The following is a 13,321-nucleotide window of genomic DNA, read 5'->3' as shown; positions in this document are numbered from 1 at the left end:
GGTCTTTCGGATTATTTGTGTCGCTAAAAAGTTTAAGTTAAGGGTTTAATTGTAATTTCGATGTCCGCTAAACCGGTGAGTTTTTCCACCACGGGCTCTTCTTCCACTCGCGGTACAAAAATAGTTAAACCTCCGGGAACGCACTCAATAGAAACCGGAGTCATGCCGATGATTTCCCCGTCTAAAACCACTTTTTGAGGCGGATCGGTAGTAATCTTTACTTTTTTTGCCCGCAAATAACCGATGTCGTCGCGATCGGTAGGATTGCCGCTCAAAGCTGTTTGCAATAGATGATAAGAAGCTGCGATCGCCCCAGCTTTATTCTGAGGCGCCACCAGCGTCACGTCCAGCAAGCCGTCATCAAAAACAATCCCCGCCGGGCCTTGAGCTAAAATCGAAGTAGGCGGCGCTGCATTTGCCACGGTGACGGCCACAGCAGTAAGGCTGATAATTCTATCTTCGGTTTCGATTTCCGCTTCAAATCTTTCTAAATTGTTTAACTGTTTAATTCCCGACAAAATGTAAGCCAGCATTCCCCAGCGATTCTTCATTTCGCGATCGGCTAGTTCGACAGTTTCCGCCTCAAAACCCACTCCAGCTAACAAAACCATCGGCATTTCACCGTTGCAAATCGCCGCATCCACCACCCGCGTCAACCCTCCCAAAATATTTTCGCAGGCGGTTTCAATTGTATTCGGAATCTCTAAAGCATTAGCAAAAGCATTAGCAGTTCCCCGCGAAATAATTCCTAAAGGAATATTGGTGCTGACAATCGCCCCAGCAACCGCTGATAATGTGCCGTCGCCCCCGCAAGCAATAATTGCCTCAACTCCCCTAGCAACTGCTTCGCGGGCGATTTGATCTGCGTCTAATTCTGGGGTTGTCAGCCGAATGTCTAAGTCAATAAAAGGCTCTAAAAGTTCCTGAATTCTAGCTAAGTCTTGGTCGGGGTCGCTGTTACCGGCGACTGGATTGAAAATTAGGCAAGCTGAACGTTCCATATTTGGTAATTGGTAATGGATAATTGGTAAGGAGTCATTGATAATATTATGTCCGGTAAACCGCCAACAATCAAATTGGTTGGTAGCGAGAACTTCAGTCCTCATAAAACTCGCTCGGACTTAAGTTCTCGCTACCAACCTAGAACGGTGCAGTATTGGTGCTAGAGGTTTAATTAAGACTTGACAAAAGTCCACTCTAAGACTTCGCGCGGAGCTTTTTGCAGCGCTTCCTTGATTTCCTTGTTGCTGTCGAACTTGACTTTATCCAAGCGGCACGCTTCGACGTTCACGGTAAATTTATCGTCTTCAAAAGGCCAAGGAGTTACAGTCACGAGTTCGTTGCTGTTCTGTACAATATCGTAGCGCTTACCGTCCGGGCCGACACTAATTTCTAAAGCTCGTTCTCCGGCGGGTAACTCGCGGCAGCAAAGAATTAATGATAGCCGATCGCACCACTGGAAAAAAGCATAAGCTGCCTTAGCATCTTCCTCGGAAACTTGCAACTCTTTGCGCCATTTTTTTTGATTTTCCAGTTGTTCGTCCAAAAACTCGTCGAGTTCCTTCGACTCTCCCCGCTTTCCTTCATTGAGAAAGCTCATGTGCATAGAAATTAGCATTGCTACCCACCTACCGCGATATAGGGCATTCTGCGCCATGGCTTTAATTTTCGGCAGAGAGGTTTCCGTCTGCAAGGTAAAATCAAAGGGCGCGCCCGCTTCTGTCAAAATATTTTCTTCCCACTCTTTCTCCAAATCGTCGTGATGCGAAATCGCCGCTATGGTTTCGTAGAGGCGAAGCGGAGATTTCGAGCGCTTCCACTGTCCGCCAAGTTGGGCGGCGAGCAAAGCGTGGGCGCGGTGGTAAATAATTTCCCAGCCGGTGGCGGTTAAGTTAGCAATCATTGAGTTTTTCTCCTGAATTAAGTTGAGTGCAAAGATGAGATGAGCAATTGCTTTAATCTTTGATTGATAGATCGACCGCAGATGCAAGGCAGATTAACGCTGATTAACGCAGATAATTTCCTGTTATGGCGATCGAATGAATGCAATGCGAGTCTATTGAAGTTTTCCGGGTTTGAGAGAGAATCTTCAGAGTTTCAAGCTGAGGAATTAAGCCGTTTGTTGGGACAAAACCCGATCGTGACGGCAACTTCATTCGTTAAATTACAAAAGGTTTGATCGATATCTCCTGCCATTTCCCCTCAAATCGTTCGACAACCAAAGGTCGGATGCGGAACTTGGGGGGGCATCCGTCGAGAACATCAATCCGCAAACACGAATAAGGACGGCGTTTGTGGGAACCTTGACCACTGCGGCCGACAAATAGCAAAGATTCCGCTATCGGGCGATCGCCTTTTTGCGATCGCCCGCCCTCACGCGCCAACTGATAAGCTTCTGGAGTCGATGGTTCCTGCAACATCGGCCCTTCCGGGCGCTGGCGGCGGAGACTGTGGCCGCTTCCCCCGCAGACAATCCAATTAATGCCAGAGTCGCCGTGTCCAGTATCCCCAGTCCGCAGGTATTCCAAACAGTGAGCGTGGCCGGTCAGCACCAAATCTACTAGCGGACGCCCCCGCGCTACTTCCCCAACTGCATCGGCCACCGTATCGAGCACCTCGCGCAATCGCAACCGAACGGCCAAAGTTTGAGCTTGATTCCACTTTGTCGCCTCTGTCACGTAGGGGGGATGGTGCAGGTAAATTACCCGCCCCCGCACCTGGGAATCGCGCCAGGAGTTAATCAGCCTTTTTTTCAGCCATTCGAGCTGTTCAACGTCGGTGGCGGCTGTGTTGTCGGGGGACAGTTGTTTGTCAATATCCATCAACATTTCGTCAACTTGCTCTAATTTGGCGGCCAAGTCGTCTAGCTGTTCGGCTTCCTCGGGATTCTTGGGGTTGAGCCGATCGCACATTTCGAGCATTGTTAATTTTTCTTGTTCCAATTTCTGGCGATCGAGTTCCAAATTCTGGCGGCGAATGTCGCCCTGTTTGGTTTTCGGGATCGGTAATGGTTCGTTGAAGGTGTTGGAGTCGAGGGCGAAGAAGTCGATGCCGCCACTGCGGAAGGTGTAGTAGCGGTTGGGTAAGCGGGTAAAGCGTCCGGGTTGGTAGCGGATACAGCGGCCTGTGCTGGTGCTGGCGGTGTAGTGGGTGTCTAGGTGGCGATCGAGCTCTCCCGGCATTTTGTGAGCTTGCAGGTAGTCGAGAAAGGCTTTGGCGTAGGCATTTCCGCGATCGGAACCGTGCAAGCCGACATCGAGGTCCAACTTGGAACCCAACAGCCGGCGCAGCGGTAAAGCTGTCGCTGACAGAATGCCGTAGACTATCGGCAAGTCGTAATAGTCGTGGTTTCCCGGTACGGGCAAAAACGGAAAGTTAAACACCATGCGATCGTAGGCAATCCGGGAGGGATGCTCGCCGCCGACTATAAATTCTCGGTAGGGGCGAATAAAGTTTTGGAAGTAATATTCGCTGGAACCGACGAGATAAACTACATCGCCGGTGTGGAGGACGAAACGGCAAGTTTCGCGTTCCGAGAGCATCTGTTCGGCAATCTGCCGCTGGGGATTGTGGCCGCGGTGATTGCCCGTGCCGCTGTCGCCTGCGACTAAAAACGAAAACTCTGGAGAGTCGGTGGTTTGAGTTTCTAAAACTATCCGAGTTTGGTCGATTCCCCGATCGACGATCGATTTTTCTTGCCACCGCACCCGCTCGTTCATTTTGCGGATTTTGACTTTTATTTGCGGGTCGGAAACGAATTTCAATTCACCTCTTCTCCAAAATTGCTGAGTTTCTAGTTAATAGTGTAGCGATCGGGCGAGTTTTTACATCTCTCTAAAAGCTGAAAATCGGCGCGCGGGTGGTCAGAAACCTGGTTTTTTACGAGAATACGGCGTTACAACTGACATCTGGCATTCTCTTTAACCGGTCGGGGGTTTCAACCCCTGGCGGTTATTGGAAGTGGTGCAGGATGTGAGTTACCACCGATCGCAACGGCCAAAAACCCCGTTTCTTTGGTTTTGATACGATCGCCCCGTCTCTCAACTAAAATAAGAGTTTGTACGAGGCGGTGCTGTTTGTTGTTGCCGAGGACGAGGGAATCAATCAAGGACGTGGGAATTTAACACTAACAATGCCAGCAAACTACACCGAACTCGAAAAACGCCTTTGGGAAGCAGCCGATGAACTCAGGGCAAATTCTAAACTCAAGCCTTCGGAATATTCGGTTCCCGTTCTCGGATTGGTTTTTCTGCTGTACGCTGACTATAAGTTTGGCTTGGTTTCACAGCAAATTGCAGCGGGAAGTAGTAGGCGACGCACGGTGGGTAAGACGGATTACCAGGCAAAAGGGGCGCTTTATTTGCCGGAAACTGCGCGTTTTGATTATTTGATCGATCGCCCGGAAGCTGAGGATATTGGCGGGGCGATTAATGGGGCGATGAAGGCGATCGCAGATGAAAATGAGGAACTCGGCGGCGCTTTGCCTAGAAATTACAACAGCTTGGAAAAACCGATTTTGCGGGAGTTGTTGAAAATCTTAAATCGGATTCCCCGAAACAATATTACTGAGGATGCGTTTGGGGAAATTTATCAGTATTTCCTGGGAAATTTTGCTCAGAAAGAAGGGCAGAAAGGCGGAGAGTTTTTTACTCCAATTTCTCTGGTAAAGCTGATAGTCGATGTAATAGAGCCGAATTACGGGCGAATTTTAGACCCGGCTTGTGGTGCTGGGGGAATGCTGGTGCAGAGTGCGATTCGGGTTAGGAATAAGTTAGGATTTGACCCGAATCAAGTAATTAGTGTTTACGGTCAGGAAAAGGTAGACGGAACCGTGAAACTGTGTCAGATGAATTTGGCAGTTCACGGCGTTTCTGGTTTGCGAAATATCCGGGAAGGTAACACTTATTATCAAGATATTCACAACAGCGTGGGTGAATTTGATTTTGTGATGGCTAATCCGCCGTTTAATGTTAATGGGGTGGATAGAGAAAAGATTAAGGACAACCCTCATTATCCCTTTGGTGCGCCGACTACTGACAATGCAAACTATCTCTGGATTCAGCTATTTTATACTGCTTTGAATCCGAAGGGACGGGCAGGGTTTGTGATGGCCAACTCAGCGTCGGATGCGCGGGGTTCGGAGTTGGAGATTCGCCGCCGGTTGATTGAAAAAAGGGCGGTGGATGTGATGATTGCGATCGGTTCTAATTTCTTTTATACGGTGACGCTACCCTGTACGCTGTGGTTTTTCGACAGGCGGAAGCTGAAAACTCCTCGCCAGGATAAAGTATTGTTTATTGATGCGCGGCATATTTACCGTCAGGTCGATCGGGCCCATCGAGAGTTTAGCGATGCACAGATTGAGTTTATCTCAAATATTGTGCGGCTGTACCGAGGGGAAAAGGCAGAGTTGACGGTTGGTGGTTCCGAAATGCTGACTGAGACTTTCCCAGATAAGGTTTATCGGGATGTGGCGGGGTTGTGTAAAATAGCAACATTGGATGAGATTGAGGCGCAGGGATGGAGTCTCAATCCTGGGCGTTATGTTGGGGTAGCGGAACGCAAGGAGGCGGAGGATTTTGATTTTGCCGCACGGTTGGAGGAGTTGAATGAGGAATTGGAAATTTTGAATGTTGAGGCGCGGGGGTTAGAAGAAACAATTGCTGAGAATGTCATGCAAATTTTGAATTGTTGATGAATTAGTGCTATATGAAACTCCCCAATCCTGAACAAGCTATTATTGATGAGGAAAAACTATCGGGTTACTGTCTCAATCCGAGACATTCAGATGGTCAACACAAAGCGCGGGTTTTTCAATCTGCTTTAGGCATGGGAATAGAGGATGCTGATGAGTTAAAAACTGCCTTGCTACAAGCTATCAAAAATACTGATACCGCTCTCGATAAACGCAGTCCATACGGCCAAAAATATCAAGTAGATTTTTTGATGATTAGAAAGGAAAAACAAGCAACTGTTCGCAGTGTGTGGATGGTTCGGGATAATGAAAATTTCCCGCGACTGGTAACGTGTTTTATTCTATAACAAGAGGTGAAATTATGAACTCGGTAATCAAGTTATTAGATGTGGTAGCATTGCTGGAAAATTTGCCGGAACTTAATTTATATCGAGGTCAGGTGGGAACTATTGTTGAAGTGTATGAACCGGGAGTTTTTGAAGTTGAGTTTAGCGATTTGAATGGTCGGGCTTATGCGATCGAGACTTTAACAGCTAATCAACTGATGGTTTTACATCATTATAAGTTGACAGAGGAAATGTTAGTTAAAGTTTAAGGCGATCGCGTTTTTAGAGCAAATGCCAGAGGCGATCGATTTAGATATTGTTTGGGATACGGTGACTAATAATTTAGCGCCACTGGCTGAGCAATTGGAAAGGGTTATTCACGAGGAGAGTTAATTAGGTATGGTGCGGGGCTTGGAAGAACGAATTGCTGAGAATGTTGTGATATTGTTGGAGAATTATTTTAAATGAAAAAGTGGTTGCTCAAAAAATTAGGAGAGGTGGCCGATTTTACAAATGGAGGTGCATGGACACCGGACGAGTACGTTGAGTCGGGAATTCCTGTAGTTCGAGTTAGCGATATTCAAAATGAAACTATTAATTTACAGCAATGTAAATATTTACTGCCCGAAAGCATATCTAAGTATAAAAAACATACTTTATTTCAAGGTGATTTAGTAATTGCAACGGTAGGCTCACATCCTACACAGCCGGGGTCTGTAGTTGGAAGACCTGGAATTGTTCCTCAATACGTACAGGGCGCACTTTTAAACCAAAACGCTGTAAGAATTGCACCTGCTAACAATTATTTAGACAAAAAATATCTAGCCTATTTAGGTAAGTCTCAATTTTTTCGTAACTATATAATTCGGCACGCAAGAGGTTCTGCCAATCAAGTACGGATGAGTATTGGACTACTCAAAGAGATGGAGGTACTTTTACCTCCTCTCCCCATCCAGCGCAAAATTGCTGCGATTCTCTCAGCGTACGATCGCCTAATCGAGAATAACACGCGGCGGATTGAGATATTGGAAGAGATGGCGCGATCGATCTACCGCGAGTGGTTCGTCAAATTCCGCTTTCCCGGCCACGAACAGGTGCAGATGGTAGATTCAGAATTGGGGCTGATTCCTGAAGGGTGGGAGGTAGCAAAGCTTGGTGATGTATCTTGTGTTATTCCAGGATATGCTTTTAAAAGTAAAGACTGGCAAAAGACAGGAATTCCTGTTATTAAAATCAAAAACATTAATGCAAATAATACTGTAGATATTCAACAAACAGATTTTGTTTCTCAGAGTATACTAACTCCAAAATTAAAAAAGTATTTATTAAAAGGTGGGGAATTTTTAATAGCCATGACTGGGGCGACAGCAGGAAAAGTTGGAAAGTTGCGGACGAAAGAGCCCATGCTTTTAAACCAACGTGTTGCTAAAATAGAACCTCTCTATAACTACCGTTCGTATATTTGGCAGATTATAAGCAGCGAAGAAGGACAAAACCGCTTCTTTAAATTAGCAGATGGAGCCGCTCAACCTAACATGAGCGGTTTGCAAATTGAAGAAGTGAGAATAATTTTACCGTTTTTGTCACTTTGTACCGATTTTGATTCAATTGTGAATGATATTTATAGGCAAATTGACAATTTTATTTTTCGTAACCAGATTCTTCGCGAAACCCGCGACTTACTCCTCCCCAGACTCATCTCAGGCGAAATCGACGTAGAAAACCTCGACATCAACACCGGAGAAATAGCCGCATGACTCAACCCCACCCCGACTCCGAAGAAGCATTAGAACTCTCAACCATCGCCCTATTTGAAAAACTAGGCTACACCACAGCCAATTGCTACAACGAATGGATTAGCGGAACCAGCAACTTAGGGCGAGAAACCAGAAGCGAAGTTGTCCTCATCTCCAAACTACAACCAGCCCTAGAAAAACTCAACCCTCACCTCCCCAAACCAGCAATTAACCTCGCCATCGAACAACTCACCCGCGACAGAAACGCCCTCACTCTCGCCAGCGCCAACCGCGAAATTTACAACCTCCTCAAAGATAGAGTAAAAGTCACCTACCGCAACGACGACGGCGAAGAAATCACCGAAAACGTCACCATCATCGACTGGAAAAACCCCACCAACAACGACTTTTTCCTCGCTTCCCAATTCTGGATTACCGGGGAAATGTACACTCGACGCACCGACTTAATCGGCTTCATAAACGGCATTCCCCTGATATTCATCGAACTCAAAGCCTCCGGAGAACGAGTCGAACTCGCCTATCAAGACAACTTCTGCGACTACCGAAAAGAAATCCCGCAATTATTTTGGTACAACAGCATCGTTATCCTCTCCAACGGAAGCATCAGCAAAATCGCTAGCCTCACCGCCACCTGGGAGTATTTCTCAGACTGGAAAAAAATCAATAACGAAGGCGAACAAGGCATCATCTCCCTGGAAACCCTAATTCGCGGAACCTGCGACAAACCCAAACTCTTAGATATTGTCGAAAACTTCACCTTATTTAGCGAAGAACAAGGCAATTTAATCAAACTCGTTGCCAAAAATCATCAGTATCTCGGTGTGAACAATTGCCTAGAAGCCGTACAAAACATCCGCGAAAATCAAGGCAAACTCGGCGTTTTCTGGCACACGCAAGGTAGCGGCAAAAGCTTCTCGATGCAGTTCTTTTCCCAAAAAGTCCACCGCACAATTACCGGAAACTGGACATTTGTAATTATTACCGATCGCGACGACTTAGACAACCAAATCTACAAAAACTTTGCCAAAACAGGCGCTGTCACCGAACCCGAAGAAAATGTGCGCGCCCACAGCGGCGAACACCTCAAACAACTATTGACAGAAGACCACCGCTATATATTCACATTAATTCAAAAATTCCGCACCTACAAAGGCGAAACCTACCCGAAACTTTCCGATCGAGATAATATCATAATCATCGCCGACGAAGCCCACCGTTCCCAATACGATAGTTGGGCCGCCAACATGAGAACCGCATTACCAAACGCCGGATTTATCGGCTTCACCGGGACACCCTTACTCGTGGGAGAAGAAGCCACGCGGCGCGAATTTGGGGACTACATCAGCATCTACAACTTCCGCCAATCCATCGAAGACGGCGCCACAGTCCCCCTTTACTACGAAAACCGCATCCCCAAACTCGAACTCACCAACAGCGAACTCAATGAAGAGATAGCCGATGTTATAGAATCAGCAGACTTAGATGAAGCCGAAGAGAAAAAACTCGAACGGGAATTTGCACGGGAATTACACCTGATCACGCGAGAGGAACGCTTAGACGAAATCGCCAAAGATATAGTCAGTCACTTTTTAGGGCGTGGCTACCAAGGTAAAGCAATGGTTGTCTCGATCGATCGCTTCACCGCTGTTAAAATGTATAACAAAGTCCAGCACTATTGGCAACAGCAATTAACTGATTTACAAAACCAACTCATCACCGCAAACACCACGGAACAAGAACAGCTAACCGCCCAGATTCAATACATCGCCGAAACCGACATGGCCGTCATCATTTCCTCCTCCCAAAATGAGGAAGAAAGCTTTAACAAAAAAGGCTTAACTATCAAACCCCACCGTCAGCGCCTCGCCAAAGAAAAACCTGGATTAGACGAGAAATTCAAAGACGCCAACAACCCCCTGCGAATCGTCTTTGTCTGCGCGATGTGGATGACAGGATTTGACGCGCCGAGTTGTTCCACCATCTACCTCGACAAACCGATGCGGAACCACACCCTGATGCAAACAATCGCCAGGGCGAATCGCGTGTTTGGGGATAAAGTCAACGGGCTGATTGTAGACTATATCGGCGTTTTTCGCGACTTGCAAAAAGCCTTAGCAATTTACGGTTCCGCATCCGGTGGCGATGTCAGAGAAGGCGACACTCCGGTACAAGCGAAAGCCGCCTTAGTCGATGAATTGAGAAGTGCGATCGACCTTACGCTACAATTCTGTACTGAACGTGGCATCAATTTTGACGAAATCCTAACCACTACCGAATCTTTCGCCCGTATTAAGCTATGGGATGATGCGGTCGAAGCCATCCTCATCAACGACGATTCCAAACAGCGATATCTAGCACTAACTCAAAACGTTAACAAACTCTACAAAGCCATTCTCCCAGACCCAGCAGCGGGCGAGTTCAATCCTATTTTATATGCTTTTGCGGAAATTACCAAGCGCATCAAACAGTTAACCCCACAGTCGGACATTACCGAAGTTAAAGCCGCTGTTGAAGAAATCCTCGATCAGTCGATCGGTACTTTAACATATGTCATCCCCGAATCCAGAGACGTTCCACCGGAACGTCTCTACATCGACCTCAGCCAGATTGACTTTGACGCCCTCAAAGCCCAGTTTGCATCGGGTTACAAACACACCGAAACAGAGAAACTCAAAGGCATAATTAGCAGTCAATTAACCCAGATGCTGCGCCTCAACAAAAGCCGGATGAATTACTTAGAAAAGTTCCAGCAAATGATTGATGAATATAATGCTGGTTCCCGCAATGTCGAGATATTTTTTGCCGATTTGGTCGAGTTTGCCCAAGAACTCAATATTGAGGACAAACGTGCAATATCCGAGAATTTGGCAGAAGAAGAATTAGCGATTTTTGACTTATTGACCAAACCAGATATTACTTTAACCGACAAAGAAAAACAAAAAATTAAACAAGTAGCAAAGGAACTTTTGTCAACCCTCAAGCAAGAAAAATTAGTATTAGATTGGCGCAGGCGACAGCAAAGCAAGGCAGCAGTTAAAGTGGCGATCGAGGAAATTTTAGATCGACTGCCCGAAAGCTACTCAACCGAAACGTATCAGCGCAAATGTCAAGAGGTTTACCAGCACGTCTACGAATGTTATTCTGAGGCAGGGCGCAGTATTTACACCACAGCCGCTTGAAGCTGGTTTCAGTTGACAGTTGACCTGGGATAGCGACCTCTACCTGGAAGGAAGAGGATTGAAGTAATGAATAGTCTTCTTTTAATTTCTCTCGATCAGGCTTGGGGCTTTAAACCAATTCTTTCTGGTAAATGCCACCCACAGCTTTTGTCAAAAATTCATCAAAAATTCATCAAAAATTCATCAAGGCTGTACCAACTATTTGTCACCTTTACTGTAAGTTATGATACCGATCGCCCAAGTTGCCCGCATCTCCATAAAGGCAGAATTTTTAATATTTAATTTCCCTCTCTCCCTCTGTCTTGCTCTCCCCCTCTCCCCCTCTTTCCCTCCCCCCTCTCCATCTTTCACCCTAAAATTTGCAATTTTTGGGTGACGAATCATGGCACGATCGCAGCAGGTTTTGATACCATGCAATCAAACGCAAGACAATCAGGGAATGCACTGGAGGTGCGTAAATGGAGCTTTTGGGAGAACAAAAACGGTGCTTGGATTGCTTGGTAAGCTCGATCGAGCAATTGGGAGGTCGAGTAGACATTCCAAAGCTGGAGCAGATAGCTGAGCTAATCATTCAAACGATGAGAGGGCCTTGGCGCTACTTTCACACATCGGAACACATTTTTGAGGTCGGGGGGTCAGTCGATCCGATCGAGGTGCTGGCTGCGCTGTTTCACGACCTCGTATACGTGCAAGTCGATCAGGGTGTCAGTTTCAATATTAGCAGCGCCCTTTGTCCTTTTGTCAAAGAAGTGCCATCGCAGTTAGAAGAAGTGCGATCGCAGTTAGTGATTAGAGATGAAACCCAACTGCCTAACGATACCATGTATCACCTAGTGGCCTTAGTATTTGGGTTTGTTCCCGGCAAGGCTCTCTCTCCGTTTGGCGGCCAAAACGAATTTTTGAGTGCCGTTATTGCTGCCAAATCTTTGGAGCCTTTTTTGCCAGCTAGTACGATCGCCGAAATCGTCGCTTGCATCGAAGCTACTATTCCTTTTCGTCCGCTGTCGCCCAGCGGTTTGAGTGCGATCGAACTTTTGCACCAGCGGTTGGTAAGTGTAAATCACGATTTTGATTTCCGATGGACTGATGCCGAAACCGCAGAAATTGTCAAGCGTTCTGTCAGGTTAGCAAATCGGGATGTAGAGAATTTTGCTTCTCCCAAATCCTCTGATTTCTTAGACAATACCTGGAACTTGATGCCGGAAACCAATCACAAATTGAGCAATGTCAATTCCTATACCGTGGGCGGATACCGCGAATCTCTGCAAAAAATGGAAGGATTTTTAAACTTCCTAAAACCTGAACTGGTTTTCCAGCAGTTTATGCAAGAACCGGACGATGAAACCTACGCTAACATGATTGCCCGAACTCGAAAAAATATCGCCGCTGCCACACTTTACCTCCGAATAAAACTAATTACCATCGCCATCTTGGAAGCTCTTTCCTACCGTTTGGGCCGCGACATTCCCCTTTCAACCATGATGGGAGAATTGCGCGCACCAGGATGTAAAACATCAGTTTTAGAGGATTATTTGCCCAACAGACCAATCGCCTACCCCTTAGAAAGTCAGTTAGAAAAAGAGGTTTTAGATTTGTTAGCAATAGGAAGAAATCAAGAATCTCCCTACGATATTAAAAACTCTCCCGTAGCTACGTTTATTATCAAATCTATCGGCTTTTCTGAAACTGAAAACTTTTTGAAGAAAGCTCAAGATTTTTTTGCAGGTCATATTTCGTCGGAAGAGTTTCTCTCTTACTGTTCTCCCGATGTAATCGACACCATCTCCTCCGGGGTGATGAAGCTCTTTGACAGCAGGAAGATGGCTTTAGGGAAAGTTAAATTAGCTCACCCTACTCTTTCTTAGCATAGGTTGGCAGAATCTTCAAAAGTTCGCGATCGCAAAAACCTGGTTTCTTGAGTTCAGCCACGATGTCCGGTTAGTGGGACTTAGACATTTTAAGACCCCTAAAGAGGCTGAAAACCTCTCGCTGTCTGGGAGGAAAGAGGCCGATGACCTAAAAATGCCTGAAACCCTTGTAAATACTAGATTTATGCTTTTTATAGCTAAAAGTCTCTCTATCTAGGTTTGAAGCCATTTTCGCCTCAGTTTTTGTCTCAGTCCCGCTAATCTTCGTAAGCCGAGGCGCATCTAAATTTTACAGTCAAGTTTGATGAAATTGTTGTGGGGCGGGCTCTCCGGCCAGCCCTGTCAAGGTGTATGCTGAGCCTGGTTTAAAAGTCGAGCTGTAGATATAGTCATTTCAAATAAGTATGAGACGCTAAACAGCACAATAAGCACGAATAATTTCATCAAGAGATGTGCCAGGAGACGCATACATTTTAGCTCTCTTTAATGCACTAAA

General features: G+C 46.2%; 11 protein-coding genes. 7 read left to right on the top strand and 4 right to left on the bottom strand.

Annotation, left to right across the window (positions count from 1 at the left end; translation table 11 throughout):
• Window positions 1-32: 32 nt before the first annotated feature.
• From QUA40_RS11620 to QUA40_RS11605, 4 genes are all read right to left on the bottom strand, one after another.
• Window positions 33-1,106: a YegS/Rv2252/BmrU family lipid kinase gene (locus QUA40_RS11620; RefSeq protein ID WP_445301146.1), complete on the bottom strand. Its 1,074-nt coding sequence runs from the start codon at window positions 1,104-1,106 to the stop codon at window positions 33-35.
• A 68-nt stretch (window positions 1,107-1,174) separates the two neighbouring features.
• Window positions 1,175-1,903 (bottom strand): DUF3891 family protein, encoded by a 729-nt coding sequence (locus QUA40_RS11615; protein ID WP_333125476.1) that lies wholly within the window; start codon window positions 1,901-1,903, stop codon window positions 1,175-1,177.
• A 256-nt stretch (window positions 1,904-2,159) separates the two neighbouring features.
• On the bottom strand, window positions 2,160-3,764 hold the full coding sequence (locus tag QUA40_RS11610) for a metallophosphoesterase (protein ID WP_333125473.1): 1,605 nt from the start codon (window positions 3,762-3,764) through the stop codon (window positions 2,160-2,162).
• A 173-nt stretch (window positions 3,765-3,937) separates the two neighbouring features.
• On the bottom strand, window positions 3,938-4,108 hold the full coding sequence (locus QUA40_RS11605) for a hypothetical protein (RefSeq protein WP_333125470.1): 171 nt from the start codon (window positions 4,106-4,108) through the stop codon (window positions 3,938-3,940).
• A 24-nt stretch (window positions 4,109-4,132) separates the two neighbouring features.
• On the opposite strand from QUA40_RS11605, the gene QUA40_RS11600 reads away from it, so the two are divergent.
• The 7 genes from QUA40_RS11600 to QUA40_RS11570 all read left to right on the top strand — a co-directional run bounded on the left by QUA40_RS11600 (window position 4,133) and on the right by QUA40_RS11570 (window position 12,822).
• Complete coding sequence (locus QUA40_RS11600) at window positions 4,133-5,695, top strand: class I SAM-dependent DNA methyltransferase (protein ID WP_333125467.1); 1,563 nt, start codon at window positions 4,133-4,135, stop codon at window positions 5,693-5,695.
• Between the two features lie 14 nt (window positions 5,696-5,709).
• Window positions 5,710-6,042 (top strand): DUF6883 domain-containing protein, encoded by a 333-nt coding sequence (locus QUA40_RS11595; RefSeq protein WP_333125465.1) that lies wholly within the window; start codon window positions 5,710-5,712, stop codon window positions 6,040-6,042.
• A gap of 14 nt (window positions 6,043-6,056) precedes the next feature.
• Window positions 6,057-6,290, top strand: a complete 234-nt coding sequence (locus QUA40_RS11590; protein ID WP_216670542.1) for a DUF4926 domain-containing protein — start codon at window positions 6,057-6,059, stop codon at window positions 6,288-6,290.
• Between the two features lie 207 nt (window positions 6,291-6,497).
• Window positions 6,498-7,778 carry a restriction endonuclease subunit S gene (locus QUA40_RS11585; RefSeq protein WP_333125461.1) on the top strand — a complete coding sequence of 427 codons (1,281 nt, stop codon included), beginning with the start codon at window positions 6,498-6,500 and terminating at the stop codon, window positions 7,776-7,778.
• The gene (locus QUA40_RS11580; protein WP_333125459.1) at window positions 7,775-10,957 is read left to right on the top strand and encodes a type I restriction endonuclease subunit R; all 3,183 of its coding nucleotides are present in this window, start codon (window positions 7,775-7,777) and stop codon (window positions 10,955-10,957) included. The genes QUA40_RS11585 and QUA40_RS11580 overlap by 4 nt, the downstream gene beginning before the upstream one ends.
• A 66-nt stretch (window positions 10,958-11,023) precedes the next feature.
• Window positions 11,024-11,239 carry a hypothetical protein gene (locus tag QUA40_RS11575; protein WP_333125456.1) on the top strand — a complete coding sequence of 72 codons (216 nt, stop codon included), beginning with the start codon at window positions 11,024-11,026 and terminating at the stop codon, window positions 11,237-11,239.
• A gap of 176 nt (window positions 11,240-11,415) precedes the next feature.
• Window positions 11,416-12,822 carry a hypothetical protein gene (locus QUA40_RS11570; RefSeq protein ID WP_333125454.1) on the top strand — a complete coding sequence of 469 codons (1,407 nt, stop codon included), beginning with the start codon at window positions 11,416-11,418 and terminating at the stop codon, window positions 12,820-12,822.
• Window positions 12,823-13,321 lie beyond the last annotated feature (499 nt).

Source organism: Microcoleus sp. Pol11C3, assembly GCF_036701485.1.
Classification (GTDB): domain Bacteria; phylum Cyanobacteriota; class Cyanobacteriia; order Cyanobacteriales; family Microcoleaceae; genus Microcoleus.
The sequence above is the reverse complement of the archived record's forward strand: the minus strand, read 5'-3'. Positions and strand labels throughout refer to the sequence as shown.